This window comes from Actinomadura opuntiae (assembly GCF_030283205.1).
Classification (GTDB): domain Bacteria; phylum Actinomycetota; class Actinomycetes; order Streptosporangiales; family Streptosporangiaceae; genus Spirillospora.
On the sequence record NZ_JASNWF010000026.1, the window covers coordinates 13,693 to 40,527 of the forward strand.

Here is a 26,835-nt window from a genome sequence, read left to right on the forward strand (position 1 = left end):
TCTCCCTCCGTGCGCCCGTTGACAGAGTGGGCGACCGCCCATTTATAGTGGGCACATGACCACTCTACCGCCGGGGCGGCCGCTGGCCCCTCACCAGCACCGGGACGTGGCCGAGTCGTTCGGCATCGACACCGAGCGCTACGACCGCACCCGCCCGCCGTACCCGGACGCCCTCATCGAGCGGATCGTCGAGGGCAGTCCCGGACGCGACGTCCTCGACATCGGCTGCGGCACCGGCATCGAGGCACGGCAGTTCCGGGCGGCCGGATGCCGGGTCCTCGGCGTGGAGCCCGACCCCCGGATGGCGGCGTTCGCGCGCCGCACCGGCGTCGAGGTGGAGGTGGCGACGATCGAGGAGTGGGACCCGGCCGGCCGGACGTTCGACGCCGCCGTCGCCGGCACGGCCTGGCACTGGGTCGACCCGGTCGCCGGCGCCGCCAAGGCCGCGCTGGCCCTGCGCCCCGCCGGCCGCCTGGCCGTCTTCTGGCACGCGTTCCAACTGCCGGCCGAGGTCACCGAGGCCTTCGTCGCGGTCTACCGGCGCGTGGCACCGGACTCGCCGTTCAACACGCAGGCGGCGCGGCAGGCCACGGACGCCTACCGCCCCATCCTCGACAAGGCCACCGAGGGGATCGAGGAGACCGGCGCCTTCACCGCCCCCGAAGAGTGGCGTTTCAGGTGGGAGTGCACCTACACCCGCGACGAGTGGCTCGACCAGATGCCCACGCAGGGGCCCCTCACCCGCCTGCCACCGGAGAAGGTGGCGGAGGTCCTGGACGGCGTCGGCTCCGCGATCGACGCGCTGGGCGGCTCGTTCACCATGCCCTACACCACCATCGCCCTGACCGCCACGCGGGCTGCTGCTCCCTGACCCGCCCGCCCGCCGCCGGCAGGCTCGTGGTGGTAGTCACATTCGTGTCTAGTCAATAGATTGAATAATGGTCCGGCGCTATCTTCGGATCATGTCGTTGCGTCACGCGGTGATGGCCGCGTTGCTGGAGGGTGAGGCGTCGGGGTACGACCTCGCCAAGGGGTTCGACGCGTCGGTGGCGAACTTCTGGATGGCCACGCCGCAGCAGCTGTACCGGGAGCTCGACCGCATGCGCGACGACGGCCTGGTGGCGGCGCGGCTCGTCCAGCAGGAGCGGCGGCCGAACAAGCGGCTGTTCTCGCTGACCGAGGAGGGCCGGCGCGAGCTGCGGGAGTTCACCGCGAGGCCGCCGCGCCCGGGCGCGATCCGCGACGAGATGATGGTCATGGTGCAGGCCGTCGACGCGGGCGACGCCGAGGGCGTGCGGGCGGCCGTCGAGGAGCGGGTGGAGTGGGCGCGGGCGAAGATCGCCCGGTTCGAGCGGCTGCAGGCCAGGCTGCTGGACGGCCGCACCGAGGAGGAGTTCCTCGCGCACGCCGACCGCGTCGGCCCCTACCTGACGCTGATGCGCGGCCTGGAGTTCGAACGCGAGAACCAGCGGTGGGGCGAGTGGGCCCTGAACGTGCTCCGGCAGCGGGTCGGCTGAATGGGGTACCTCAGATACGTCGCGGTGGGGGACAGCCAGACCGAGGGCCTGAACGACGGCGACGAGCGCCGCGGCTACCGGGGATGGGCCGACCGGCTGGCCGAGCTGCTCGCGGCGGACGAGCCGGACTTCCGCTACGCCAACCTCGCGGTGCGCGGGCGGCTCGCCGCGCGGGTGCGGGCGGAGCAGACCGAGGCCGCGCTCGCCCTCGAACCGGACCTGGTGACGGTCATGGCCGGCATGAACGACCTGGTCCGGCCAGGATTCGATGCGGGCGCCGTCGCGGCGGAGCTCGAGGCGATGCTGTCGGCGTTCGCCGCGTCCGGTGCGAGGGTGGTCACGTTCACCTTCCCCGACGTCGCGCGGATCGCGCCGCTGGTACGGCACCTGCGGCCGCGGGTGGTCGATTTCAACGAGCGCATCCGGGAGGCGGCCGGCCGGCACGGTGCCGCCGTGGTGGACACGTTCCCGCATCCCGTGACGACCGATCCGCGGCTGTGGAGCACCGACCGCATCCACGCGTCCCCGCTCGGGCACGCGCGCATCGCGGCGGCCACCGCGCACGCGCTCGGCCTGCCCGGGAGCGACGCGTCCTGGTCCGACGCGCTCGCGCCGCTGCGGCCCGTCCCGCCGTGGCGACGGGCCGCGGGCGAGGCGGCATGGGCGGCCGGGTTCATGGGGCCGTGGATCGTGCGCCGCCTGCGCGGACGCTCATCGGGGGACGGCCGCACCGCGAAGAGGCCGCGGCTGGAGCCGGTCGTCCTGACGTGAGGTCACCGGTCCGGGCCGTCGGGCAGGGCGAGCATCCGTTCCAGGAGCGTGTGCAGGTGGGTGCGGAAACGCTCCAGCTCGGCCGGTGAGATCTTCCGGTAGGGGCCGTCGGAGTCGTCCTTGGCGGCCTCGGCGGCCTCGCCGGAGCGCGTGCCGAGCGCGCGCTGGCTGAGGAAGCCCGAGATCACCCAGGGGATCGTCCAGATCGTCAGGTCGAGGTCGATATCGTCGGAGACCGCCTCGCGCAGCGCCTTCACGATCGAGCCGAGCCGCGGGCGGACGTACTGCTCCTCCAGGTCGGCGGTGTCGGCGGCGTCGCCCGTCCGGCGGTGCAGCCACAGCCCGAGGTACTCCGGATGCGCGGCGTAGAAGTCGAGGTACTCGTCCAGCAGCCGCTCGACGCCCTGCCGGGTGGGGGTGAACCCGCCCGCCGCGCCGGCGACGGCGCGCTTCTCTGCGTCGGTGGCGCGCCGCATCACCTCGCGGTACAGATCGGTCTTGCCGCCGGTGAGGCGCGTGACGGTGCCGGCGTCGACACCGGCCGCGTCGGCGATCAGCCGCGGGGACGTCCCGTCGAACCCGAGCTCGGCGAACAGCCGGGTGGCGGCGTCGATGATCCGATCCAGGTCGTCGGTGTCGGCGCTCATACTCCCGACCCTAGCCACGCAGGGTAGCGGCCCGTGACCGGAAAGGTCATGGACGCCCCAAATTGGCGCCGCGCGCTCAGCCCTCGTAGGCGTGGACGAACCGGGCGAGGAGGCGGGCGAACTCGGCGCGCTCGGCGTCGGTCCAGTCGCGCATGGCCTTGGCGAAGTGCTCCTGCCGGGTGCGGCGGGTCGCCTCCACGACCGACCGGCCCGCCGGCGTCAGCTCCAGGTGGATGCGGCGGCCGTCCTCCTGCGACGCGACGCGGCGCACGTACCCGGCCTTGACGGCCTCGGCGACGATGCGGCTGCCGCGCGAGGCGTCGACGCCGAGGCGGGCGGCGACGAGGCCGACGCTCATCTCCTGGCCGGGGCCGTCCGGCCCCTCGTCGACCACGTCGACGACGTGCAGGACCTGCACGTCGACGGGGAGGTTGTGGTCCCGGATCGCCGCCCTGCCGAGCCGCTGCCGGGACATGCCGCGGCGCAGCTTGACCATGTTCCGCTCGACGGCGTCCAGTGCCTCGTCGGTCATGCCGCCCACTCTAGTTGGGTTGCCGTTCACACATATCTGTGCTTAGCATCTAGTTGCTCAAAGCATATAAATGTGAGGTGCACATGACAGTCACCCGTGCGGCGCCGCCGGCGGCCATGGGCCACCGGCACCGGGTCCTGGTGTTCGGCGGGCTGATGCTCGCCGGCCTGATGTCCTCGCTGGACGCGACGGTCCTCGGCACCGCGCTGCCGACGATCGTCGGCGACCTCGGCGGGCTGGACCGGCTCGCCTGGGTCTCCACCGCGTACGTGCTGGCCACCAGCGTCACCGTCCCGCTGTCGGGACGGCTCGGCGACCTGTTCGGCCGCCGGCCGGTCCTGCTCACCGGGCTGGCCGGGTTCCTGGCGGGCTCGGCGGCGTGCGGGGCGGCGCCGTCGATGGACGCGCTGATCGCGTTCCGGGCCGTCCAGGGCGCGGCGGCCGGCTGCCTGATGAGCTCGATGTTCGCGGTGACCGGCGAGCTGTTCGAGCCCCGCGAGCGGGCCCGCTACCAGGGCTACTCGGCGCTGGTCTTCGCCGTGTCCAGCATCGCCGGGCCGCTGGTCGGCGGCTTCCTCACCGACCACGCGTCCTGGCGCTGGGTGTTCTACGTCAACATGCCGCTGGGGCTGGCCGCGACCGCGACGACCGCGGCGTTCCTGCGCCTGCCGAAGCCGGAGGGACGGCCGCGGGTCGACTACGCCGGCATCGTGCTGCTCGGCGCCGCCGTCACCTGCTTCACCCTGCTCACCAGCTGGGCCGGGACGAGGTACGCGTGGGACGCGCCCGAGATCCTCGCGCTCGCCGCCGGATCGGTGGTGCTGTTCGCCGCCTGGGTCCTCGCCGAGCGCCGCGCCGCCGAGGCGGTCATCCCGCCGCGGCTGTTCCGCGACCGGTCGTTCGCCATCGCCTGCGTCGTCGCCGCGGTGGGCGGCGCGACCGGCTTCGGCCTCGCCACCTACCTGCCGATGTTCTTCCAGGTCGTCGGGGGAGTGGGCGCGACCGAGTCAGGGCTGCTGCTCCTGCCGATGATGATCGGCCTGCTGGCGGCGTCGATGGGCGCCGGACGGTACATCGCGCGCACCGGCCGCTACCACCGGCTGCCCGCCGCCAGCATGGCGATCAGCGCGGTCGGCGTCGCCCTGCTCGCCACCCTGGACGCGGGCACCGGGCTGGTCACCGCCGGGCTCTACATGACCGTCCTCGGCTTCGGCGCCGGGCTGTCGCAGCAGGTCGTGATGCTGATCGCGCAGAACGCGGCGCCGCGGCGAGACCTCGGCGCGGCCAGCTCGGGGGTGTTCGCGTCCCGGATGCTCGGCACCGCCGCCGGTATGGCGGTGTTCGGCGCGATCGTCTCCAGCCGGTTCGCCGAGGAGATCGGACGGCGCGTCCCGGCGGGGAAGGTGCCCGCGTTCGGCGACGCCGTCCGGCCCGAGGTGCTCGACACCCTCCCGGGACCGGTCCGGCACGGCGTCGCCGAGGCGTTCGCGCAGGCGTTCTCCGACCTGTTCCTCGCCGGATTGCCCCTCCTGGCGATCGGCCTGGCGGCGGCGGTGCTGCTCAGGCACGTCCCGCTCGGCGATCCGGCTACCCGTCGAGGTCGGCGTCGTTGACCAGCAGCGCGACCTGCACCCGGTTGTTCAGCTCCAGCTTCGTCAGCAGCCGCGACACGTACGCCTTCACCGTCGCGACGCTGAGCGACAGCTCCTTGCCGATCTCGCTGTTGGTCTTGCCCTGCCCCACCCGGACCGCGACGGCCCGCTCGCCCTCGCTGAGCCGCTCCAGCAGCTCCCGCGCGCGGGCCCTGCGCGGATCGGCGCCGGCGTCGGCGACGAACGACATCATCTTGCGCAGCACTGCCGGCGACAGCATCGGCTCCCCGGCCGCGACCTGCCGGATCGCCTGGATGATCTCCGGCGGCGGGGTGTGCTTGAGCAGGAACCCGCTCGCGCCCGCCCGCATCGCGCGCAGGATGTGGTCGTCGGTGTCGAACGTCGTCAGCAGGATGATCTCCGGCGGGTCGCGGCGCGAGCGCAGCAGCTCGGTGGCGGCCAGGCCGTCCATCCGCGGCATCCGGATGTCCATCAGCACCACGTCCGGGCGGTGCTCGTTGACCGCGGGCACCGCCTCGGCGCCGTCCGCGACGTCCCCGACCACCCGCAGGTCGCCGGCGCCCGCCAGCATCATCGACAACCCGGACCGGACGAGCGCGTCGTCGTCCACGATCAGCACGCGGATGGGCGGTGAGTCCATCCCCCAACCCTAGGGCCGCCGGCCCGCCCGCCTCACCGCCGCAGGCGGCCGTCTCACCGCCGCAGGCGGCGGCCGCTGACCTCCCGGGCGGCCAGGCTGAACCAGGCGTCCCGCTCGCCGCCGGGCCACGGGTCGACCCGCGCGGCGCGCGCCCGCTCCTCGCCCTCCAGCGGATGGGCGCCGCCGCGCACCAGCACGCTCCAGCCCTCGTGGGTGCTCTCCTCGATCCGGTCGACCTCGAACGCGGCCCGGACCTGCCCGCCCGGGACGGCCGTCAGCAGGCTGCGGTTCAGCCGCCCCTCCAGCGAGGTGCGGAACACCACCGCCCCGTCGTCGACGGTGTAGTTCACCGGGACGACCGTCGGCCCCTCGCCGTCGTCGAAGGCGACCCGGCCGATGCCGCCGGGCGCGATGAGCCGCAGGCACTCCTCCCGGTCGAGCTCTTCCAGGACGGGCTGCGCGGAGTCAGATGCCATGTTCTCGGCCATGCCCGCAAGTCCGGCCGCCATGCGTCCCCGCCGGGCCGCCGTCGCGGCATCGTCCGAGGTCAGCCGGGGAGCGGGAGGCGGGCGCGCAGCCGGAACCCGCCGTCGCCGGTCGGGCCGTGCTCCAGCGTGCCGCCGAGGAGCGCGACCCGCTCGCCGAGGCCCACCAGGCCCGCACCGGCGCCCGGCAGCGCGGGGGCCGGCGGGCCGGGCGGGACCGGGTTGACGATCTCGACGGTCAGCGCCGTGCCGTCCGGCGCGTCGAGCGTCACCCGGACCCGCGCGCCGGGCGCGTGCTTGCGGGCGTTGGTCAGCCCCTCCTGGACGATCCGGTACGCGTGCCGGCCGACCCGGACCGGGACCTTCGCCGGGTCGGGGACCCGGTCGTCCAAGTCGACGCGGGCCCCGGCCGCGGACGACTCGCGCACCAGGTCCGGCACGTCGGCGAGCGCGGGCTGCGGGCGGTCGGCCTCCGCGCCGCCGGGGCCGCCGCGCAGCACCCCGATCACCTCGCGCAGGTCCTCCATCGCCTCGTAGGCGCTCTGCCGGATGATCCCGGCGGCGGCGCGCTGGTCGGCGGGCGCGTCCGGGCGGAACTCCAGCGCCCCGGCGTGCACCGCCAGCAGCGAGATGCGGTGCGCGAGGACGTCGTGCATCTCCCGGGCGATCCGCTCGCGCTCCAGCAGCCGCGCCTCCTCCACCCGCAGCCGCTGCCCCTCCTCGGCGGCGCGCGCCCGCTCCTCCACGGAGGCGATGAGCTGCCGCCGGGACCGCACCAGCATCCCGGTCGTGATCAGCACGGCGTAGATCAGGCAGAAGACGACGGCGCCCTGGCGGAACTGGTCCAGGGGCGAGGTGGCCCAGAAGAGCGTGACGATCAGCGCCATGTTGGCGCCGGCGATCGGCAGGAGCGTCTTCCAGGGGCGCAGCATCGCCAGCGAGTACATGGCGACGGCGGCGGTGCCCATCGTCGACGTGGCCGTCCACTGCACGACCATCATCGTGACCGCGACGGCCACCGGGAAGCGGCGCCGGAACAGCAGGAGGAACACCAGGGAGGCCGCGCCGACCGACAGGTCCAGCGGCACCACGATCTTCTGGCCGGGCGTGGGGTCCTCCAGCGTCCCCTGGAGCAGCAGCAACCCCAGCGCCGCGGCCCCGGCGGTGACGCCGAGGTCGCCGAGCCAGTCCCGCCACGGGCGCCGCAGGTCGAGCCGCCCGGCGAGGCGGGGAACGGCGGAGGCGGGGCCGGGATCCATGCCGCCCACGCTAGCGAGCCCCCGCCGGGCCCCGGAGCGGCCCAGGGTCGGCGCGGGCATCGACTTTGGTCGACGGCCGCCGGACGCTCGCGGCGATCCCCGAAAGGGGGGCTGGCCCCACCCGGCCGGTGCCGCCTGCCGGAAGCGGAACCGGGGTGATCGCGTCACTGTGCCGCGGCCGGGGCGCGCCTAGCGTCGAAGCACATGACGACACGAGAACCGAGGCGCCGGCGGACCGTCCGGGGAGCGATCGCGGCGGCGGCCGCGGGCGCCGCGATGGCGGGGGCCGCGGCGTTCCCCGCCCCCGCACACGCCGTCTCACCGCCCGGATGCGGCGACCGCTCCGCCACCGGCCGCGCCCTCCACCGCATCACCGACGTCGACCGGCTGACCGGAGCCGCCGTCCGGATCGACGACCCGCGCTGCGGGACGTGGACGGCCGCGAGCGGCGTGGCCGACCGGCGGACCGGACGGCCCATGCCGGCGAACCCGCGCGTGCGCATCGCCAGCATCACCAAGACCTTCACCGCCGTCACCGTCCTGCAGTTGGCCGCGGAAGGCCGCGTCTCGCTGGACGCGCCGGTCGCCCGCTACCTGCCCGGACTGATCGACGGCGGCGGCCACGACGGCCGGGCCATCACCGTCCGGAGCCTGCTGCGGCACACCAGCGGCCTGCCCGACCACATGGACTCCTTCCGGAGCACAGGCGAGTTCCGCTTCCGGCATTTCGAACCGGAGGAACTCGTCCGGCGGGCACTGCGGCTCCCCGCTCCCGGCCCGGGCTGGCACTACTCCACGACCAACTACGTCGTCGCGGGGATGATCGTGGAGAAGGTCACCGGGCACCGCCTGGAGGACGAGGTCGAGCGGCGGATCCTCCGGCCGCTCGGCCTGCGCGACACCTACTGGCCCGGTGACGGGACGCGGATCAGGGGCCCGCATCCGCGCGGCTACGACCGCGTCGAGCAGGACGGAACGGTCCGCTGGGTCGACACCACCGACATGAACACGTCGGTCGCCTGGGCGGGCGGCGCCCTGATCTCCACCCCGCGCGACGTCAATGCGTTCTTCGGCGCGCTGCTCGGCGGGCGGCTGCTCTCCGCGCCGCTGCTCGCGGAGATGGAGCGGACCGTCCCGACCGACCCCGACCGCACCTGGCCCGGCGCCGCCTACGGGCTCGGGCTGATCAGGACCCCGCTGCGCTGCGGCGGCTTCTGGTGGGGCCACGCAGGCGACATCGACGGCTTCACCACGCTCGCCGGCGTCGCGCCGGGCGGCCGGCGCGCGTCGATCGCCTTCAACGAGAACCCGACCACCCAGGCCGCCTTCGACGACGAGCTGAACCTCGTCCAGACCGCCCTCTGCGACCACCGCTGAACGGAGACCACATGACCACGAGCAGGAGCCTGGCCACGGCCGCGACGGGGCTGGCCGCGGCCGCAACCGTCGCGGCGTTCCCGACGGCGGCGAAGGCCGCGCCGGATGCGCCGGCCGGCGGCGGCCTCGCCCGCTACTACTCCCAGCACCTCGCCTGGAAGGCGTGCACGCTCGGGCCGGACGACGAGGTGGGGCAGAGCCTGGACAAGGCGGGCGCCCGCTGCGCGGACGTGACCGTCCCGCTCGACTACGCCCGCCCGGACGGGCGCACCATCAAGATCGCGATCTCGCGGCTCGCCGCGTCCGACACGGCGCACCGGATCGGCACGATGGTGCTCAACGGCGGCGGCCCCGGCCCCGCCATCGACATGCCGCCCTACATGCGCGACCTCATGGGCAAGGCCGGCCCGCGCTACGACCTGATCGGCATGGACCCGCGCTCGCTCGGCCGCAGCGCCGCGATCGACTGCGGCTGGCCCACCGCCACCTGGATCAGGTCCGCGGGGGAGACCCGGCGCTCGTTCGAGCGGTCGGTCCGGTTCGCCGGGGACCTGGCCGCCCGCTGCGCCCGCACGAACGGCGCCGTGCTGCCCCACATCAGCACCCGCAACATCGCCCGCGACATGGACGTCGTCCGGGGCGCGCTCGGCGAACGGAAGATCTCCTACAACGGCGCCTCCTACGGCACCTACCTCGGCGCGGTCTACGCGACGATGTTCCCCGGCCGCCTCGACCGGACGGTCCTGGACAGCTCGGTCGACCCGAGGCGCTGGGGGCCGTCGCTGCTCGCCGGCACCGAGGGCGCCAACGACCACGCGCTCGCCGGATGGGCCGCGTGGACGGCCAAGCGGAACGCCGAGTACGGCCTCGGCGACTCGCGGGCGAAGGTCCTGGCCAGGGTCCGGGCGATCGTCGAGGCGTCCGCCCGCAAGCCCCTGGAGGTCGGCCGCTATCGCGTGGACGACTCGATCGTCCCGGTCGTCCTGTTCGACGACCTCGGCACCGACGAGGACGCGGCGCGGGCCGTCCTCGCGGGCTCGGTGCGGGTGTTCGGCGAGGCGGCGGCCGGACGTCCCGCACGGCCGACCAAGGACCTGGACGAGGAGCTGGCGTTCCTGCTGAACGGCGACGAGTCGCTCTACGGCAGCGGCCAGAGCGCGATCATCTGCGGGGACGCGGCGGCCTCGCGCGACCCGGAGTCGTACTGGCGCGCCGTCCAGCGGCATCGCAGGACCAGCCCGGTGTTCGGGCCGCTCACCCGGGGGATCAACCCGTGCGCGTTCTGGCCCACCGCACCGCGCGAGCCCCTCACCCAGGTCGGCGGACGGCTGCCCGCGCTGATGGTCGCGGCGACGGGCGACACCCGCACGATCTACCCGGCGAGCCGCGCGCTGCACGGGCTGCTGCCCGGCTCACGCATGATCACTCTGCGGGACGCCGACGTCCACGCCCCCTACCAGCGCGGCTACGACAACGACTGCATGACCGGCCAGGTGAACGAGTACCTGCTGACCGGCCGGCTGCCCGCCCGCGACCTCACCTGCGCTCCGGAGCGGTGAGCCGGAGCGTCAGTTCGCGGGGCGGCCGATGCGCACCCGCCACAGCTCCGGCCCCGAGTCGACGTAGTCCCAGGTGAACGCGGACGGGTGCGCCAGCTCGAACTCGCGCCGCAGATGCTTGGGGTCGTGGTTGTTGACCAGCGCGAACGACTCGCCCGGCACCAGCCGCGCGAACCGGGCGAAGATCCGCGGATGCCGCTGCCCGCGCGGGATCTCCCGGACGGCGCGCCGGACGCGGGCGCGTAGAGCGCCTCGTCGGCGGCGGCGAGGTGGCGGCGCAGCTCACCGGCCAGGAACCCGGCCAGGACCGTGTGGTCCTGGCCGGGTTCGCGTTCGGCGAGGGCGGTGAGCCGGCCGAGCAGCCGCCGGTGCACGCCCCGCACCTCCGCAGCCGAGCGGACGGCCGGGTCGGTCTCGGTGGCCTGGATGAACACGTCGCTCATGGGAGCCCCTCCCGGTCACCACGATTTTCACATGTACTATTTGGAGAAACTCGGAGGGGGACGCCATGACCTACGTGATCGCCGAGCGGCCGGGGCGGGGATGAGGGCCGTGTCCTCCGAACGCCCCCGCCGCCGCGAGGTGCTGGACGCCCTGCGCGGCAGCGCCGCCCCGCTCGGCGTCGCCGACGTCGCCGAGCGGCTCGGCGTCCACCCCAACACCGCCCGCTTCCACCTGGACGCCCTGGTGGAGGACGGAGCGGCCGAGCGGGCCCTCGAACGGCCGTCCGGCCCCGGACGGCCCCGCACCGTCTACACGGCCCGCCCCGGCATGGACCGCGGCGGCTCGCGCGGCTACCGCCTGCTCGCGCAGATCCTGCTCAGCCGGCTCGCCGCGGCCGGACCGGCGGCGCGCGGCGAGGCCGAGCGCGCCGGCCGCGAATGGGGCCGCTACCTGGTCGACCGGCCCCCGCCGTTCGGCAGGATCAGCGCCGACGGCGCGGCCGGGCGGCTCACCGCCCTGCTCGCCGACCTCGACTTCGCCCCCGAACCCGGCGGCGACGTCATCCGGCTGCGGCACTGCCCGTTCCTGGAACTGGCCGAGGAGTACGGCCCGCTGGTCTGCGACGTCCACCTCGGCCTGATGCGGGGCGCGCTGGCCGAGCTGGACGCGCCGCTCCAGGCCGAAGCGCTCGAACCGTTCGCCGAGCCCGACGCCTGCCTCGCCCGGCTCCGGCGCACCTGACCCGCCCCGCCGACCGGCCCCTGCGAACCGACCCCCGCGAAAGGTGAATGACGACCATGAACTCGACCGCGGCCGCCACGGCAGGCGCGCTGACCTTCCTGTGGCTCGGAATGGTGCTCGGAATCTCGTTCCTGGAGGCGCCGCTGAAGTTCCGCGCGCCCGGCGTGAGCATCCCGATCGGGCTCGGCATCGGCCGCATCGTGTTCCGCGCCCTCAACCTCGTCGAGACCGCGCTGGCCGTGGCGGTCGCCGTGGCCGTCGCGGTCGGGAGCCCTCCGACCGCGGTGATCGTGCTCACCGCCGTCGCGGTGGTGCTGCTCGCCGTGCAGCTGGGCGTCGTCCGGCCCCGGCTGAACAAGCGCTCGGACCGGGTGCTGGCCGGGGAGACCGACCTGCCCCGGTCGCGCGGCCACTACGTCTACGTCGCGCTGGAGGGCGTGAAGGTGGCGCTGCTGGTGGCCCTCGGCGTCGTGGCGCTGGCGGCGGGCTGATCAGCTCATCGGGGCGCCGGTGACGGGGGCGCCGAGCGCGCTGCCCTGCAGCCACTCGTCCCACGACTTCACCCACGGCGTCGGGCCGTTGCCGAACTGCAGCTTCCGCGACGTCCCCGTCACCTTGACGACGTCGCCCCGGTTGGTGAAGTTGTAGAACCACTTGGCGTCGGTGGGGGAGGCGTTCACGCATCCGTGGCTGACGTCCGAGACGCCCTGGTCGCCCGTCGACCACGGCGCCGAGTGCACGAACGTCCCGCTGTAGGTCAGCCGCACGTTCCAGCTCGTCGGGATCCGGTACTCGCCCGGGTCGCCGGTCGTGGCCGAGTCCATGACGATGTGCGCCGCCTTCTCCTGCGCGATCATCGTGCCGCTGTAGCTGTCGTGGCCGGGCTTGCCGAGGCTGACCTTCATCGTCCGCACCACCCTGCCGTTCTCGGTGACCCTGGCGCGGTGCGTGTCGTCGCTGATCGTGGTGATGTGCTTCGGGCCGACGGTGAAGCTCAGCGTGCGGTCCTTCATGCCGTACATGCCCTCGCCGGCCTTCAGCCCGGCGAGGTGCGCGATGACCTTCACCTTCTCGCCGGACGGCCAGTAGTCGCGGGGCCGGAAGTCGACCTCCCGGTCGGTGACCCAGTACCAGGCGCCCTGCACCGGCGTGGACATCCGGACCTCCAGCGCGCGCTCCACGGCCTGCTTGCCGGCCTTGGTGCTCACCGCCTTGGACAGCAGCAGCTGCACCGGCATGCCCACGCCGACCGTCTCGCCGTCCAGCGGCGACATCCCGGTCTCCAGCTTCTTGGCGGGCGTCAGCGTGGTGAAGGTCGACGTCGTGGTGACCTTCTTGCCGTCCTCACCGCTGCCCTGCGCGGTGACCGTGTAGGTGGTGGACGGGCGCAGCGTCCACGCCGACTTCCAGGACTTGCCGTCCGGCGCCAGCTTGCCGTCGGCCTTCTGGTTCTTGCCGTAGGTGAGGGTCACGCCGGTCAGCTTGCCCTTGTCGGCCTTCACCGTGACGGGCTGGTCGGGCGCCACCTGCCTGGCGCCGGTCGCCGGGGTGATGGCCAGCTTCGGGGCGTCCGCCGCCTTGCCGCCGCCCGAACCGCCGCCCTTGCCGTCTCCGCCGCCGGACGAGCACCCGGCGACGGAGATCGCCAGAGCCCCGATGATCGCCGTACCCGCCGTCGCGGCCCGACCCTTGCGCATCACCGATCTCCTCATCCTCGACACGCGGAACGTCATCGTCAGGTTATGCGCCGCCGACGGCACGGTATGCGGATGCGGGGATTTGTCATGGACTTTGCACAGGTCGGCGATCGAACCGCAAGAACCGCGGAGGCCGGTGCCGCGCGGCGATCCCCGCCGCGCGGCACCGGCCGCGACGTGATCAACGCCTCAGGGGGAGGCGATCCGCTCGATCCCGGGCGGAAGCTCCGCGGCCGCGGCCCGGTCCAGCAGGAACAGCGTGCCCTTCCGGCCGCGCGCGCCCGCGCACGGCACCTGCACCGGCCCGGCCTCCGACGACAGGCCGAGACGCACCGCCTTCGCCTTCGACTCCCCGGACGCCAGCACCCACACCTCGTGCGCGGCGCACAGCGACGGGAGCGTCAGCGACAGCCGCGTCGGCGGCGGCTTCGGGGCGCCGTGCACCGCCACCACCGGCCGCTCGTCGTACAGCGCGGGCATCTCCGGGAACAGCGACGCGACGTGCGCGTCCGGCCCGACGCCGAGCATCAGCACGTCGAACGAGGGGACCGGGCCGTGGTCCTCGGGACGGGCGGCGGCGCGCAGCTCGGCGGCGTACCGCTCGGCGGCGGCCTCCGCGTCGTCGCCGTCCGGGCCGTCCGAGGCCGGCATCGGGTGCACCCGCGCCGGGTCGAGGTCCACGTGGTCCAGCAGCGCCGCGCGGGCGCCGGTCTCGTTGCGCTCGGGGTCGCCGGTCGGCAGGAACCGCTCGTCGCCCCACCACACGTCCAGCCGCCGCCAGTCGATGGCGTCGCGGGCGCCGGTCGCGGCGAGCGCCGCCAGCACCGCCGTGCCGACGCCGCCGCCGGTCAGCACCACCGACGCCGAGCCCCGCGCGGCCTGCGCGTCGACGATCCGCGTCACCAGCCGCGCCGCCGCGGCCTTGGCCAGCAGGTCCTGGTCGCGGTGGACGAGGACCGCCGGGGGGGTCACGCGTCCCCCGCGGACTTGCCGCGCGGCGCCCTCTTCCCGCCGGACGACTTCGCCGCGGACGATTTGGCCGCCGACGAGGTCGGCGCCTCGGGCAGGCCCTCCTTCGCGGCCTTCTTCTCCGCCTTCTGCGTCGCGGCGGCCTCCTGCGTGCCCGACAACGGCTCGCTGGCCACACCCTCGTCGGAGGAGCCGCCGGTCAGGTCCTTGGCGAACCGGCCCGCCGCCTCCCGGTACACCTCGTCGGGGTCGAGACGGCGCAGCTCCTCGGCGAGCAGCTCCGACATCGGCCGGCGCATCAGCGCCACCTGCCGGTCCGGCTGGCCGGGCCGGCACAGCGTCGCGACCCGCCCGTCCGGACGGTCGATCACGATGTCGCCGCCGGTCGTCGCCAGCCGGACGCCGGTGATGCCGGGGCCCTCCGAGACCGTCCGCCCCACCGCGACGCCGAGCCGGATCGACAGCCACGCCGCCAGCAGCTCCGCGCTCGGGCTGTCCGGCTCGGCCATCACCTCGCCGGAGACGATCTCCTCGTGGTCCTGGTCGAGCGCGGCGGCCAGCAGCGACCGCCACGACGTCAGCCGCGTCCAGGTGAAGTCGGTGTCGCCGGGGCTGTAGTTCTCCGCCAGCTGGGCCAGCGTCCCGAGCCGGTCGCGGGCCGCGTAGGCGTCGGTGATCCGCCGCGTCGCGAGCTTGCCGAGCGCGCTCTTGGACGGCGACTTCGGCACCTTGCCGCCCGGCCACCACGTCACCACCGGCGTGTCGGGCATCAGCAGCGGCACCACGACCGAGTCGGCGTGCTCGGCCAGCGGCCCGTACATCCGCAGCAGCACCGTCTCGCCCGGGCCGGTCTCGCCCATCCGGATCTCGGCGTCCAGCCGGGAGGAGTTGCCGCGCGGGTCGCGGGAGATCACCGTCAGCACCCGGCAGGGGTGCTCGCGGGCCGCCTCGGTCGCCGCGCGGACCGCGTCGTACTGCGCCGACTCGTCCGTCACGATGATCAGCGTCAGCACCATGCCGACCGCCGGGCCGCCCATCAGGTGCCGCGACTGGGTCAGCGCGTCCTGGATCTTGCGCGTGGTGGTGCCGGTGAGGTCGATGTTCATCAGAGCCTCCTCCAGGCGCGGCCGTCGCGCGCCATCAGCTCGTCGGCGCTGTCGGGCCCGTAGCCCCCGGACGGGTACTGGTCGAGGCCGCCGCGGCTCGCCCAGTACTCCTCGATCGGGTCGAGGATCCGCCAGGACAGCTCGACCTCCTCCTGCCGCGGGAACAGCGGCGGGTCGCCGATCAGCACGTCCAGCAGCAGCCGCTCGTAGGCCTCCGGGGACGCCTCGGTGAACGACTCGCCGTAGGCGAAGTCCATGTTCACGTCGCGGATCTCCATCGAGGTGCCCGGTACCTTCGAGCCGAACCGCACCGTGATGCCCTCGTCCGGCTGCACCCGCATCACCAGCGCGTTCTGCCCGAGCTCCTCGGTGTCGGTGTGCGAGAACGGCAGGTGCGGCGCCTGCTGGAACACCATCGCCACCTCCGTCACCCGGCGGCTGAGCCGCTTGCCGGTGCGCAGGTAGAACGGCACGCCCGCCCAGCGGCGGTTGTCGATCTCCAGCTTGACCGCCGCGTAGGTCTCGGTCCGGGAGTCGGCCGGGATGCCCTCCTCCTCCAGGTACCCCTTGACGCTCACGCCGCCCTGCCAGCCCGCCGCGTACTGGCCGCGCGCGGTGGAGGTCGTCAGGTCGCCCGGCACCCGCACCGACGACAGGATCTTCGCCTTCTCGGTGCGGACGGCCTGGGCGCTGAACGACGTCGGCTCCTCCATCGCCGTCAGCGCCAGCAACTGCAGCAGGTGGTTCTGGATGACGTCGCGGGCCGCGCCGATCCCGTCGTAGTAGCCCGCCCGGCCGCCGATGCCGATGTCCTCGGCCATCGTGATCTGCACATGGTCGACATAGGAGCGGTTCCAGATCGGCTCGAACATCGTGTTGGCGAACCGCATCGCCAGGATGTTCTGCACCGTCTCCTTGCCGAGGTAGTGGTCGATCCGGAAGATCGACTCCTCGGGGAAGACGCGGTGCACCGTGTCGTTCAGCTCCAGCGCCGTCTTCAGGTCGCGGCCGAACGGCTTCTCGATCACCACCCGCCGCCAGGCGCCCTCCTTGCGGTCGGCCAGCCCGCTGCGCTGCAGCTGCTCGACCACCTGCGGGAAGAACTTCGGCGGGATCGACAGGTAGAACGCGTAGTTGCCGCCGGTCCCGCGGCTCTCGTCCAGCTCCTTGACCGCCATCGACAGCGCGTCGAAGGCGCCCGGGTCGCCGAACTCGCCGGGGACGAAGTGCATGCCCTCCGACAGGTGCGTCCACACGTCCTCGCGGAACGGGGTGCGCGCGTGCGCCTTGACCGACTCGTAGGCGATCTGGCGGAAGTCCTCGTTCTCCCAGTCGCGGCGGGCGAAACCGACCAGCGAGAAGCCCGGCGGCAGCAGCCCCCGGTTCGCCAGGTCGTAGATCGCCGGGAGCAGCTTCTTGCGCGACAGGTCCCCGGTGACCCCGAACAGCACGAGCACACACGGCCCCGCCACCCGTGGCAGGCGCTTGTCCCGCGGGTCCCGGAGCGGATTGGCTGCGTCGGTCACGTTGCGGCCCCCTCTTCTCGCACCTTGCCTACCCTCACTTGTACTCGCATCCGATCAGACCACGCATCCTGTGTGCATCGACCCCGTGTAATGACAGTGTCGCCTTCCTGAAGAGCCGCTTCCCCGAAAACGCGGTTTCATCGTGAATCCGTCCCGGCGGGCGGCGCCGGGACGGTGATGATGATCACGATCGAACCATGGTCACGGCCGTGGCCCGGATCCCGCCACCGCGCGCACCGCCTCGATCAGCCGGCCCGCGCCCTCCACCGGGTTGCGCAGATGCAGGCGAACCACCGGCAGCCGCCGCTGCCGCAGCGCCCGGACCTCCCCGAGCGCCCGCGCCAGCTGGAGCTTCGCCAGGCCGTACGGCCGTCCCGGCACCGGATGCGCCGCCAGCGCGTCGCCCGGCGCCGGATCGCCCGTGATCACCAGGAACGCGCCGTTGCCGGCCCCCTCCTTGTGGATCGGCCCGGTGGCGTGCGGGTAGGCGGGACCCGGCCCGTACACGACCGGGCGTCCCGCGGCGCGCGACAGCGACGGCGCCAGGTAGCGGCCCGAGAAGTCGCCCGACAGGTACGTCAGCACCGCCAGGTAGCCGTCGGCGGGCACCGAGGCGATCAGCCCGCCCAGCACCGTCCCGAGATCGGCGCCCGACGGCCACGCGAAGTCGGCGTGCACCTCGATGTCGTCCTCGACGTACACCGGCCGCCCCGCGGGCAGCGGCCCGCCGCCGGCCGAGCGCAGCAGCGTCGCCGCGTCGTCCTCGGCCTCCTGCACCGCCGTGCCGCCCGGCTCGAACGGGTTCACGCCGAGCAGCCACCCGGCCACCGCCGTCGCGTACTCCCAGAGCAGGAACTGCGCGCCGAGCGGCGCCCACACCGAGGTGTCGGCCTCCTCCTGCGCCGCCGACCGCGGATTGATCGCGATCCCGTGCAGGTCGGGGAAGCCACCCTTGCCGCCCGGCGGCTCGAGCACCAGCACGCCCCGGCCGCGCTTGCCGGTGCCGACCGCCAGCAGCTGGGAGACCCAGGCGCTCAGCGCTCCGGAGCCGCCGGGCTCGCGCAGCACCACCTTGTCGCGGGTGATGCCGCCCGGCCCCTGCTGGGCGCAGCCGCCGAGGACCGCGCCGAGCAGCAGCCCCGGGTTGTCCTCGTCCTTGGCCAGCGACGGCGCCAGCGACGCCGCCTCCTCCAGCAGCCGCTCCGCGTCCGCGCCCGCCAGCACCGCCGGGACCAGCCCGTACGCCGACAGCGCGCCGAAGTGCCCCGGCAGGTACGGGTCGGTGAGCCCGATCCGGTAGCCGCACTGGCGGGCGAAGTCGTGCAGCGGGCTGCCGTGGTCGGTGATCACCAGGAACCGGCCCGCGATCTCCCGCTCCGACAGGCCCCGCTCGCGGAACGCGCCCGCGAAGATCCGCCGGTAGGCGTCGCCCTCCAGCGACACGCCCGCCTTGCTGGCCAGCACGACCAGCGTCCGGTCCAGCCGCTCCAGCGCGAACGCCAGCGCGGCGGTGTCGCTGCCGTCCAGCACGGTCAGCCCGCCCGCCGGGCCGGCGTTCGGGTCGGCGGGCGCGCCCGGAACGCCGCCCCCGCCGGCCATCGCGGGCGCGTGCGCCTCCATGATCGCCTGCGCGGCGAGGCTCTCCGCGCCCACGCCGATCAGCACGATGTGGTCGAGGCCGGAGTAGCGCGCCTCGGCGACCAGCCCGTCGATCTGCCGCAGCAGCCCGCGGGAGGCGAACGGCAGGTCGAGCCAGCCCAGCCTGCTGTGGTCGACCGCGCGCCGCCCCCACAGCCGCGGGTCCTTCGCGGCCAGCGCGCCCGGGACGCCGCAGCCGACGAGGTAGTCCCTCGCCTGCAGCGCCGAGTCGAGCACGTCGCCGCGCGTCAGTACGTCGAATCCGGACACGCCCCCCATCGTTTCAGGAGAGAAAGGGCATCCGCGACCATCTCCATCGATCTTCTGCGTTCCGTTGCCGAACCGGACGCCGGTCAGCGCTTGCGCGGGGGCGCCCCCGCGCCCCCGGCGAGCCCTCGCCCGGCCGTCGCCTTCCGGCTCCGCCTCAGGCGAGGGCTTCGGCCAGCTGGGCCAGGCCCTCGGCGCGGTCGCGCAGGTGCAGCCGGAACGCCGGACGGCCGAGCGAGCGCAGCACCCGCTGGTCGCCGAACGCCTGCGCCAGCTGCAGCTCGCCGAGCGTGTAAGGCCGCCCGGGCACCGCGACGTCCGGCGTGACGGCACCCGTGACCAGCAGGAACGTGCCGTTGCGCGGCCCGCCCTTGTGGTACTGGCCGGTCGCGTGCAGGTACCGCGGACCCCAGCCGAAGGTGACCGGCGCCGGATGCCTGCGCAGCTCGGCGCCCCGCGCGGCCAGCAGCGGGCGCAGTCCCGCGGCCGCCGCGTCCCCGGAGCGGTCGAGGTAGGCCAGGACGGCGAGGTAGCCGCCGTCCGCGACGTCCTCCAGCACCGCCTCCAGCGCCTCGGTCAGCGTCTTCGCCCCGTGCAGCGCCTCCTCGGGCGCGTGCACCTCGACCGCGTCCGACACCAGCGCGGGCGGGCGGCGCACCACCGTCGGGGCGGCGCCCTCCTCCGAGCGCAGCAGCGCCGCCGTGCTGTCCTCGGACTGGCGGACGTCCGGCTCGGCGAACGGGTCGACGCCCATCACCCGGGCGGCGACCGTCGTCGCGTACTGCCACAGCAGGAACTGCGCGCCGAGCGGGCCCGCCACGCTCACCCCCGCCTCGCGGCCCGGCCCTGGCTCGTCCGGGCGGCGGCCGAGGATCACCCGGCGCAGGTCGCCGGTCAGCTCGAACCCGGGGGAGTCCACGCCCTCCACCACGACCGGCAGCAGCCCCCGGCCGTCCTTGCCGAGCGCGCCCGCCACCAGCTGCTCCGCCCAGCCGGCGAAGCCGTGCAGGCCGGAGCCGTGGTCGGCGACGACGAGCTTGTCGCGGCCGCCGAGCGCCGACGAGCCGAGCGCGGCGCCGAACGCCAGCGCCGGGTTGTCGTAGGGCTGCCGCAGCACCTCCGCCAGCCGGTTCGCCTCGTCCAGCAGGGCGAGGACGTCCACGCCCGCGAGCGCGGCGGGCACCAGCGCGCCCGCGCCGAGCGCCCCGTACCGGCCGTCGAGGTCGGTCTCGGACTCCACGAAGTGGTGGCCGACCTCCCGGGCGGCGCGCTCGGGCGCCGATCCGGGCCCGGCCACGACGACGAACCGGCGGGCCAGCTCCGCGCGGTCCAGCCCCGCCTCGGAGAACGCCCGCCCGAAGACGCGGCGCAGCGCCTGCGCCTCGACGTCGTCGCCCACGACCACCACCAGCGTCCGGCCGAGGTCGCCCGCGAGCACGCCCGACACCTCGTGGGGATCGGTGGTGTCGAGGACGACGAGCTCGGCCTCCGGCCCGCTGCGCGCCGCCGTCCGGTGGATCGCCTCCGCGGCGATCGCGGAACCGCCCGCGCCCGCGACGACGATCCGGTCCAGGCCGGCGTCGCGGAACTGCTCCGCCGGCCCGGCGAGCCGGGCCGGCAGCGCGCGGGACGTCTCCGGCAGGCCGAGCCAGCCGAGCCGGCGGGCGGCCAGCGGCGCCGCGTCCGGACCCCACAGCTTGGCGTTGCGGGACGCCAGCGAGCTCGGCACGCCGTCGGAGGCGAGACGGTCCAGGACCGTCTCGCTCTCGTCGACGACGGCGCCGCGGATGGTGACCGAGATCCCCCCGGCGGTCACCACCGACGTCACGCGCTCTTGTCCTTCAGCTCGCCGTCGATGGAGCCGAGCAGCTCCTTCCAGGACGCCTCGAACTTCTCGACGCCCTCCTCCTCCAGGACCCGCACGACGTCGTCGTAGTCGACGCCGGCGTCCCTGAGCGCCGCCATGTGCGCGCGGGCGTCGTCGTAGGCGCCGCGGACGGTGTCGCCGCGCAGCTTCCCGTGGTCGGCCACCGCGTCCAGCGTCGCCTCGGGCATGGTGTTGACGGTGCCGGGCGCGACGAGCTCGTCCACGTACAGGGTGTCGACGAGGTTCGGGTCTTTCACGCCGGTCGAGGCCCACAGCGGGCGCTGCGGACGGCCGCCCGCGTCCTTCAGCGCCTTCCACCGGTCGGTGCCGAACTTCTCCTCGTACAGCGCGTACGCCAGCCGCGCGTTCGCCACGCCCGCCTTGGAGCGCAGCTTCTTGGCGTCCTCGGAGCCGATCTTGTCGAGCCGCTTGTCGATCTCGGTGTCGACCCGGCTGACGAAGAACGAGGCCACCGAGGCGATCTTCGACAGGTCGTGGCCGTTCGCGCGGGCCCGCTCCAGGCCCTCGAAGAACGCGTCGATGACCTTGCCGTAGCGCTCCAGCGAGAAGATCAGCGTCACGTTCACGCTGATGCCCTCGGCCAGCGTCGCCGCGATCGCGGGCAGGCCCTCCTCGGTCGCCGGGATCTTGATGAACAGGTTGGGCCGGTCCACCATCCACCACAGCGCCTTGGCCTCGGCGACCGTCTTCTCGGTGTCCTTGGCCAGCCGCGGGTCGACCTCGATCGACACCCGGCCGTCCAGGCCGTCGGTGCGGTCGTAGACCGGCCGCAGCACGTCGCAGCCCCAGCGGATGTCGTAGGTGGTGATCGCGCGGGACGCCTCCTCGACGTCCACGCCCCGCACCGCCAGGTCGCGGACCTGGTCGTCGTAAGCGTCGCCCTTGCTCAGCGCCTTGGCGAAGATCGTCGGGTTGGAGGTGACGCCGACGACGTGCCGGTCCTTGACCAGCCCCTCCAGGTTCCCGCTGCGCAGCCGCTCCCGGCTGATGTCGTCCAGCCAGATCGACACGCCCTCGTCCGAGAGCGCCTTCAGGATGTCACTCATCGCTTTCTCCTCGTCGTCGAGTTCCGCGGGGGGATCGGCCGCGCCGGTCCCCGGCCCGCCGGGGGCGGACCGGGGACCCGCCGGGGCCTAGTTGCCGGTGGTGCTGCCGCGCCCGGCCTCCTTGACGCCGGCCCGGATCAGGCTGGCCTTCGCCGCCGCGACGACCCGCTCGGCGGTGATGCCGAACTGCTCGAACAGCGTCTTGTAGTCGGCGGACGCGCCGAAGTGCTCCAGCGACACCGACTCGCCGGCGTCGCCGACGTAGCCGCGCCAGCCGAGCGCGATGCCGGCCTCCACCGACACCCGCGCCCGCACGCCGGGCGGCAGGACCTGCTGCCGGTAGGCGTCGGTCTGCGCCTCGAACCACTCCACGCACGGCATCGACACCACCCGGGTCGGGGTGCCCTGCGCCTGCAGCGTCTCGCGGGCCTCCAGCGCCAGCTGCACCTCGCTGCCCGTAGCGATCAGGATCACCTCGGGCTGCCCGCCCTCGGCGTCGGCCAGCACGTAGCCGCCCTTGGCGACGCCCTCGGCGGAGGCGATCTCGCCGCCGCGCTCCAGCGTCGGCAGCTTCTGCCGGGTCAGCGCCAGGCCCGCCGGCCGGTCGGTGTGCTCCAGGACGGTCCGCCACGCGACCGCGGTCTCGTTGGCGTCCGCCGGGCGCACCACGTCCAGGCCCGGGATCGCGCGCAGCGCCCACAGGTGCTCGACCGGCTGGTGCGTCGGGCCGTCCTCGCCGAGCCCGATCGAGTCGTGCGTCCACACGTAGGTGACCGGCAGCTTCATCAGCGCCGCCAGCCGGACCGCCGGCCGCATGTAGTCGCTGAAGATCAGGAAGGTGCCGCCGTACGGGCGCGTCCCGCCGTGCAGCGCGATGCCGTTGCAGATCGCGCCCATCGCGTGCTCGCGGACGCCGAAGTGCAGCGTCCGGCCGTACCGGCCGCCGGGGAACTCCTTGGTCTGGAACTCCTCGGGGATGAAGGACGGCTCGCCCTTCATCGTGGTGTTGTTGCTCTCGGCCAGGTCGGCCGACCCGCCCCACAGCTCGGGCAGCACCGGCGCCAGCGCGCCCAGCACCTCGCCGGACGCGGCGCGGGTCGCCACGTCCTTGCCCGCCGGGAACTCCGGCAGCTTGCCCTCCCAGCCCGCGGGCAGGTGCCGGCCGCTGATCCGGTCGTACTCGGCGGCGCGCTCGGGGTTCGCCGACCGCCACTCCTGGAACGCCTCGTCCCACTCCGCGCGCAGCGCGCGGCCCCGGTCGGAGACCTCGCGGGCGTGCGCCAGCACGTCGTCGGGGACGATGAACGACTCGGCCGGGTCCAGTCCGAGGATCCGCTTGGTCGCGGCGATCTCCTCGGCGCCCAGCGCGGAGCCGTGGGCCTTGCCGGTGTTCTTCTTGTTCGGCGCCGGCCAGCCGATGATCGTGCGCAGCGCGATGAACGACGGGCGGGCCGTCTCGGCCTTGGCCGCCTCGAACGCCGCCGCCAGCGCGGCCACGTTCTCCTCGTAGTCGCCGTTCACGGTCCAGTCGACGTGGTGGACGTCCCAGCCATAGGCCTCGTAGCGGGCCCGCACGTCCTCCGACAAGGCGATCGCGGTGTCGTCCTCGATCGAGATGTGGTTGTCGTCGTACAGCAGGACCAGGTTGCCGAGCCGCTGGTGCGCCGCGAGAGCGCTCGCCTCGTGGCTGATGCCCTCCTCGATGTCGCCGTCGGACGCGAACGCCCAGATGGTGTGGTCGAAGGGGGACTCGCCCGCGGGTGCGTCGGGGTCGAAGAGGCCGCGCTCGCGGCGGGCCGCCATCGCCATCCCGACCGCGTTGGCGATGCCCTGCCCCAGCGGCCCGGTGGTGGTCTCCACGCCCGCGGTGTGCCCGTGCTCGGGGTGGCCCGGGGTGAGGCTGCCCCACTTGCGCAGCGACTTCAGGTCGTCCAGCGTCAGCGGGTAGCCGGAAAGATAGAGCTGGATGTAGAGGGTCAGGCTGGAGTGCCCGCAGGACAGGACGAACCTGTCCCGGCCGGCCCAGTCGGGGTCCGTCGGGTCGTGCCGAAGGAACCGCTGGAAAAGAAGGTAGGCGGCGGGCGCGAGGCTCATGGCCGTACCGGGGTGGCCGGAGCCCGCCTCCTCGACCGCGTCCATGGCGAGGGCGCGGATGACGTCCACCGCCCGCCGGTCCAGGTCGGACCATTCAAACGTGCTGCTGTCCCTGCTCACGGAACGCCAGGCTCCTCTCGAACCGCTGTCGTACAGAGTTCATGGGCGATGTGCCGCCGCGCGGCATGACCGGCGCCCGTGCCGTCGGCCCCCTGTGCCGCAACGTCCGGCGGCACCGTCCGTCTTCCCCTCGGGCCCCCTTGCGGCCACCTCGTCCGTGGCCTCGCGAAGATCATGCCGCGCCCTCGGCGAGCCTATCGCGCGGGCGGGCCGCCGCAGGCGAGGGCGAGAACACGCCGAAGGGGCGCCGCCGCCCGCGCCAGGTCCGCGCCGCTTCCTGCACCCTTGCCCGATCGGCTCGCCGACTAACCCCCCGCACGGGTGATAGCGAGGGGGGACCGGCGCTCCGCCCCCGCCCGCCCGGACGGCCGCCGGAAGGGCGCCCGGCACGGCGCCCGGCACTGGGACCGGCGCGTCCGGTGCCCCGGTGCACGCCCCCGGGAGGGGTCGCACTACAGTGATTGCGCGGCCGGCGACGGCGGCCGCCGTTGCCAGACCAAGCAGGATCACCAAGCCGAAGTTGCACTCGACCAAGGCCGGCCCGGATCGCGGGGGCGCCGCCGAGGTGGTACGCGATTTCTTCATGCCTAGTTGGACGTGGACCCGATTGTGACGGTGCTCAGTAACAAGCGCGGGGTCGAGCTCGACGAGCCGGTGCCGCTCGACGGGGCGGGGCCGGGGGCGCCCGCCGCGCCGGAGCCGGTGGCCGAGGCCCGCCGGACGGTCGGCGCCAGCGTGCGCGCCTACGTGGCGCTCACCAAGCCGCGCGTGATCGAGCTGCTCTTGATCACCACGATCCCGGTGATGTTCCTCGCCCAGCGCGGCGTCCCGCCGCTGGCCACGGTGCTGCTGACCTTCTCGTTCGGCGCCATGTCGGCCGGCGCCGCGAACGCGATCAACTGCTACATCGACCGCGACATCGACGTCAAGATGCGCCGCACCCGGCGCCGCCCGCTGGCCCGCGCGCAGGTCACCCCGGCCCGCGCGCTGGTGTTCGGGATCACGCTGGCGGTGGTGTCGACCGCCGGGTTCTTCTTCACCGTCAACCCGCTGTCGGCCGCCGGGTCGCTGTTCGCGATCCTGTTCTACGTCTTCGTCTACTCGCTGCTGCTCAAGCGCCGCACCTCGCAGAACGTCGTGTGGGGCGGCATCGCCGGCTGCATGCCGGTGCTCATCGGCTGGACGGCGATCACCAACGGCCTGGCCTGGACGCCTTTCGTGCTGTTCGGCGTGGTTTTCCTGTGGACGCCGCCGCACACCTGGACCCTCGCCATGCGCTACCGCGAGGACTACGCGGTCGCCAAGGTGCCGATGCTGCCCGTCGTCGCGACCGAGCGCCGCGTCATCACCGAGAGCCTGGTCTACGCCTACGCCACCGTGGCGTGCTCGCTCGCGCTGTGGCCCGTCGCCGGGATGGGCCCGGTGTACGGGGCGGTCGCCGTCGTCCTCGGCCTGGTCTTCGTCGGCGAGGGGCACCGGCTGCTGCGGGCCGTCCGCGCCGGTGTGACGGGCGTCCACCTGCGGCCGATGCGCTTCTTCCACCTGTCGAACGTCTACCTGGCGCTGCTGTTCACCGCCGTCGCCGTGGACCCGCTCCTGCACTGACCCGCCCCTCCGGGCGTCGGGGCGGGGCGGGGACCTGCACCGACCCGTTACGCTCACGTCATGGCGCGTGTGGACCCCAAGGCGGTGCTGGAAGGCCGGATCCCGGGCCGGCCCCCGGTCGGCCTCATCGTCGGGCTGACCGTCTCGTCCCTGTGCGTGGTGCTGGCGCTCGCCGCCGACGTGCTGTCGGGCGGCGCAGGGTTCTGGGTCGGCGTGGTCCTGGCAATCCTGCCGATCCCGGCGCTGGTGGCGCTCGCCCTCACCCTGGACCGGCTCGAGCCCGAGCCGCCGCGCGCCCTGCTGTTCGCGTTCATGTGGGGCGCCGGAGTGGCGGTGTTCGGCGCGCTGGTGCTCAACACGCTCGGCCTGCTGTACGTCACCGTCCCGATCTTCGGCGAGACCAAGGGGCACTTCGTCAGCGCGACGTTCGGCGCCCCGGTGATCGAGGAGTCGCTGAAGGGCTCCGTGCTGATCGGCATGCTGTGGTACCGCCGCAACGAGATCGACGGCTTCGCCGACGGCATCATCTACGCCGCCATGGTCGGCCTCGGCTTCGCGATGATGGAGAACATCACCTACTACATGCGGGCCTTCGAGGACGGCGGCGCCCAGCAGCTGCAGGCGGTGTTCATCCTGCGCGGCCTGATCGCGCCGTTCAGCCATCCGCTGTTCACCTCGATGACCGGGCTCGGCGTCGCCTACGCCGCCACCCACCGCCGCGGGCAGCTCCTCGCGCCCGCCGCCGGGCTGCTCGGCGCGATGATCCTGCACGGGCTGTGGAACGGCGCCACCACCTTCGGCCTAGGCGGCCTCGGCGTGGTCTACCTCCTCGACTTCGGCGTCCTGGTCACGCTGATCGTCATCGTCTCGGTCGAGCGCCGGCACACCGTCCGGCGCATCGAGAGCTACCTGCCGATGTACGGCGGCACCGGCCTCGTCACCCCGCAGGACGTGCGGATGCTGCGGTCCATCCCGTCCCGGCGGGCGGCCCGCCGGTGGGCCAAGTCCGTCGGCGGCCCGCCTGCTAGCCGTGCCATGGTCGACTACCAGCTCGCCGCGACGGAGCTTGCGCTGCTGCACAAGCGCGCCGAGCGCGGCAACGCCGAGCCGCACTGGTTCGCCGCCCGCCGCGACTCGCTGCTGGAACTGATGTCGCTGGCCCGGCAGGCGTTCCTGCGCACCCCGCCGCGCCCCGGCGGGCCCGCGGCCGGAGCGCCGCCCTGGGCGCCGCAGGGGCCGTCCGGCTTCCTGCCGCCGCCCCCGCCCGGCCCGTACGCGCGGTAACCGGGGGGTG

At 74.0% G+C, this 26,835-nt stretch carries 23 protein-coding genes and 1 pseudogene; 10 read left to right on the top strand and 14 right to left on the bottom strand.

Features of this window, described 5'->3' with window-relative positions; translation table 11 throughout:
• The first annotated feature begins 55 nt into the window (after positions 1–55).
• From QP089_RS40740 to QP089_RS40750, 3 genes are all read left to right on the top strand, one after another.
• Entirely contained in the window at positions 56–871 is an 816-nt protein-coding gene (locus tag QP089_RS40740) for a class I SAM-dependent methyltransferase (RefSeq protein ID WP_285919573.1), read from the top strand.
• A 91-nt stretch (positions 872–962) separates the two neighbouring features.
• Entirely contained in the window at positions 963–1,517 is a 555-nt protein-coding gene (locus QP089_RS40745; RefSeq protein ID WP_285919575.1) for a PadR family transcriptional regulator, read from the top strand.
• Complete coding sequence (locus tag QP089_RS40750; protein ID WP_285919577.1) at positions 1,518–2,288, top strand: SGNH/GDSL hydrolase family protein; 771 nt, start codon at positions 1,518–1,520, stop codon at positions 2,286–2,288.
• 2 nt (positions 2,289–2,290) lie between these two features.
• Here the strand turns inward: QP089_RS40750 and QP089_RS40755 are convergent, their stop codons facing one another.
• Together QP089_RS40755 and QP089_RS40760 are read right to left on the bottom strand one after the other, a co-directional pair.
• Complete coding sequence (locus QP089_RS40755) at positions 2,291–2,935, bottom strand: TetR/AcrR family transcriptional regulator (protein WP_285919578.1); 645 nt, start codon at positions 2,933–2,935, stop codon at positions 2,291–2,293.
• Positions 2,936–3,011: 76 nt separating this feature from the next.
• Entirely contained in the window at positions 3,012–3,467 is a 456-nt protein-coding gene (locus QP089_RS40760) for a MarR family winged helix-turn-helix transcriptional regulator (RefSeq protein ID WP_285919580.1), read from the bottom strand.
• A gap of 83 nt (positions 3,468–3,550) precedes the next feature.
• Here QP089_RS40760 and QP089_RS40765 point away from each other — a divergent pair, with 83 nt between their 5' ends.
• On the top strand, positions 3,551–5,080 hold the full coding sequence (locus tag QP089_RS40765; RefSeq protein ID WP_285919582.1) for an MDR family MFS transporter: 1,530 nt from the start codon (positions 3,551–3,553) through the stop codon (positions 5,078–5,080).
• Here the strand turns inward: QP089_RS40765 and QP089_RS40770 are convergent.
• The 3 genes from QP089_RS40770 to QP089_RS40780 all read right to left on the bottom strand — a co-directional run bounded on the left by QP089_RS40770 (position 5,055) and on the right by QP089_RS40780 (position 7,464).
• Positions 5,055–5,720, bottom strand: coding sequence for a response regulator transcription factor (locus QP089_RS40770; protein WP_285919584.1), 666 nt, complete (start codon positions 5,718–5,720; stop codon positions 5,055–5,057). The genes QP089_RS40765 and QP089_RS40770 overlap by 26 nt on opposite strands.
• 53 nt (positions 5,721–5,773) lie before the next feature.
• Complete coding sequence (locus tag QP089_RS40775; RefSeq protein ID WP_285919585.1) at positions 5,774–6,196, bottom strand: pyridoxamine 5'-phosphate oxidase family protein; 423 nt, start codon at positions 6,194–6,196, stop codon at positions 5,774–5,776.
• A 71-nt stretch (positions 6,197–6,267) separates the two neighbouring features.
• Entirely contained in the window at positions 6,268–7,464 is a 1,197-nt protein-coding gene (locus QP089_RS40780; RefSeq protein WP_285919587.1) for a sensor histidine kinase, read from the bottom strand.
• 204 nt (positions 7,465–7,668) lie between these two features.
• Here QP089_RS40780 and QP089_RS40785 point away from each other — a divergent pair, with 204 nt between their 5' ends.
• Together QP089_RS40785 and QP089_RS40790 are read left to right on the top strand one after the other, a co-directional pair.
• Positions 7,669–8,841 (top strand): serine hydrolase domain-containing protein, encoded by a 1,173-nt coding sequence (locus QP089_RS40785; protein WP_285919589.1) that lies wholly within the window; start codon positions 7,669–7,671, stop codon positions 8,839–8,841.
• A gap of 11 nt (positions 8,842–8,852) precedes the next feature.
• Complete coding sequence (locus QP089_RS40790; RefSeq protein WP_285919591.1) at positions 8,853–10,400, top strand: alpha/beta fold hydrolase; 1,548 nt, start codon at positions 8,853–8,855, stop codon at positions 10,398–10,400.
• 9 nt (positions 10,401–10,409) lie between these two features.
• On the opposite strand, the gene QP089_RS40795 is transcribed toward QP089_RS40790, so the two are convergent.
• Positions 10,410–10,613 carry a DUF2249 domain-containing protein gene (locus QP089_RS40795; protein ID WP_285919766.1) on the bottom strand — a complete coding sequence of 68 codons (204 nt, stop codon included), beginning with the start codon at positions 10,611–10,613 and terminating at the stop codon, positions 10,410–10,412.
• A 339-nt stretch (positions 10,614–10,952) separates the two neighbouring features.
• On the opposite strand from QP089_RS40795, the gene QP089_RS40800 reads away from it, so the two are divergent.
• Positions 10,953–11,585 (top strand): helix-turn-helix transcriptional regulator, encoded by a 633-nt coding sequence (locus tag QP089_RS40800; protein WP_285919592.1) that lies wholly within the window; start codon positions 10,953–10,955, stop codon positions 11,583–11,585.
• A gap of 56 nt (positions 11,586–11,641) precedes the next feature.
• Entirely contained in the window at positions 11,642–12,076 is a 435-nt protein-coding gene (locus QP089_RS40805; protein WP_285919594.1) for a hypothetical protein, read from the top strand.
• On the opposite strand, the gene QP089_RS40810 is transcribed toward QP089_RS40805, so the two are convergent.
• From QP089_RS40810 to tkt, 8 genes and pseudogenes are all read right to left on the bottom strand, one after another.
• Complete coding sequence (locus tag QP089_RS40810; protein WP_285919596.1) at positions 12,077–13,282, bottom strand: L,D-transpeptidase; 1,206 nt, start codon at positions 13,280–13,282, stop codon at positions 12,077–12,079. It lies immediately after the preceding gene.
• Positions 13,283–13,471: 189 nt separating this feature from the next.
• The gene (pgl, locus tag QP089_RS40815; protein WP_285919598.1) at positions 13,472–14,254 is read right to left on the bottom strand and encodes a 6-phosphogluconolactonase; all 783 of its coding nucleotides are present in this window, start codon (positions 14,252–14,254) and stop codon (positions 13,472–13,474) included.
• A 182-nt stretch (positions 14,255–14,436) separates the two neighbouring features.
• Positions 14,437–15,357, bottom strand: a pseudogene (opcA, locus tag QP089_RS40820) (glucose-6-phosphate dehydrogenase assembly protein OpcA); the annotation flags it as partial.
• Entirely contained in the window at positions 15,357–16,883 is a 1,527-nt protein-coding gene (gene zwf, locus QP089_RS40825) for a glucose-6-phosphate dehydrogenase (protein WP_285919601.1), read from the bottom strand. The gene zwf and the pseudogene opcA, both read right to left, overlap by 1 nt.
• Positions 16,884–17,084: 201 nt before the next feature.
• The gene (locus QP089_RS40830; protein ID WP_285919603.1) at positions 17,085–18,791 is read right to left on the bottom strand and encodes a phosphoheptose isomerase; all 1,707 of its coding nucleotides are present in this window, start codon (positions 18,789–18,791) and stop codon (positions 17,085–17,087) included.
• 154 nt (positions 18,792–18,945) lie between these two features.
• The gene (locus QP089_RS40835; RefSeq protein ID WP_285919605.1) at positions 18,946–20,616 is read right to left on the bottom strand and encodes a glucose-6-phosphate isomerase; all 1,671 of its coding nucleotides are present in this window, start codon (positions 20,614–20,616) and stop codon (positions 18,946–18,948) included.
• Positions 20,613–21,722 (bottom strand): transaldolase, encoded by a 1,110-nt coding sequence (gene tal, locus QP089_RS40840; protein ID WP_285919607.1) that lies wholly within the window; start codon positions 21,720–21,722, stop codon positions 20,613–20,615. The genes QP089_RS40835 and tal overlap by 4 nt, the downstream gene beginning before the upstream one ends.
• Positions 21,723–21,809: 87 nt before the next feature.
• Complete coding sequence (tkt, locus tag QP089_RS40845; RefSeq protein ID WP_285919610.1) at positions 21,810–23,936, bottom strand: transketolase; 2,127 nt, start codon at positions 23,934–23,936, stop codon at positions 21,810–21,812.
• Between the two features lie 609 nt (positions 23,937–24,545).
• Between tkt and QP089_RS40850 the strand changes: the two genes are divergently transcribed.
• Together QP089_RS40850 and QP089_RS40855 are read left to right on the top strand one after the other, a co-directional pair.
• Positions 24,546–25,541, top strand: coding sequence for a heme o synthase (locus QP089_RS40850; RefSeq protein WP_446474131.1), 996 nt, complete (start codon positions 24,546–24,548; stop codon positions 25,539–25,541).
• A gap of 60 nt (positions 25,542–25,601) precedes the next feature.
• Positions 25,602–26,825 carry a PrsW family intramembrane metalloprotease gene (locus QP089_RS40855; RefSeq protein WP_285919612.1) on the top strand — a complete coding sequence of 408 codons (1,224 nt, stop codon included), beginning with the start codon at positions 25,602–25,604 and terminating at the stop codon, positions 26,823–26,825.
• The last annotated feature ends 10 nt before the right edge of the window (positions 26,826–26,835 follow it).

Coding starts and splice junctions, on each gene's coding strand:
- QP089_RS40740 (WP_285919573.1), top strand. CDS start 56: ATGACCACTCTACCGCCGGGGCGGCCGCTGGCCCCTCACCAGCACCGG.
- QP089_RS40745 (WP_285919575.1), top strand. CDS start 963: ATGTCGTTGCGTCACGCGGTGATGGCCGCGTTGCTGGAGGGTGAGGCG.
- QP089_RS40750 (WP_285919577.1), top strand. CDS start 1,518: ATGGGGTACCTCAGATACGTCGCGGTGGGGGACAGCCAGACCGAGGGC.
- QP089_RS40755 (WP_285919578.1), bottom strand. CDS start 2,935: ATGAGCGCCGACACCGACGACCTGGATCGGATCATCGACGCCGCCACC.
- QP089_RS40760 (WP_285919580.1), bottom strand. CDS start 3,467: ATGACCGACGAGGCACTGGACGCCGTCGAGCGGAACATGGTCAAGCTG.
- QP089_RS40765 (WP_285919582.1), top strand. CDS start 3,551: ATGACAGTCACCCGTGCGGCGCCGCCGGCGGCCATGGGCCACCGGCAC.
- QP089_RS40770 (WP_285919584.1), bottom strand. CDS start 5,720: ATGGACTCACCGCCCATCCGCGTGCTGATCGTGGACGACGACGCGCTC.
- QP089_RS40775 (WP_285919585.1), bottom strand. CDS start 6,196: ATGGCATCTGACTCCGCGCAGCCCGTCCTGGAAGAGCTCGACCGGGAG.
- QP089_RS40780 (WP_285919587.1), bottom strand. CDS start 7,464: ATGGATCCCGGCCCCGCCTCCGCCGTTCCCCGCCTCGCCGGGCGGCTC.
- QP089_RS40785 (WP_285919589.1), top strand. CDS start 7,669: ATGACGACACGAGAACCGAGGCGCCGGCGGACCGTCCGGGGAGCGATC.
- QP089_RS40790 (WP_285919591.1), top strand. CDS start 8,853: ATGACCACGAGCAGGAGCCTGGCCACGGCCGCGACGGGGCTGGCCGCG.
- QP089_RS40805 (WP_285919594.1), top strand. CDS start 11,642: ATGAACTCGACCGCGGCCGCCACGGCAGGCGCGCTGACCTTCCTGTGG.
- QP089_RS40810 (WP_285919596.1), bottom strand. CDS start 13,282: ATGCGCAAGGGTCGGGCCGCGACGGCGGGTACGGCGATCATCGGGGCT.
- tal (WP_285919607.1), bottom strand. CDS start 21,722: ATGAGTGACATCCTGAAGGCGCTCTCGGACGAGGGCGTGTCGATCTGG.
- QP089_RS40855 (WP_285919612.1), top strand. CDS start 25,602: ATGGCGCGTGTGGACCCCAAGGCGGTGCTGGAAGGCCGGATCCCGGGC.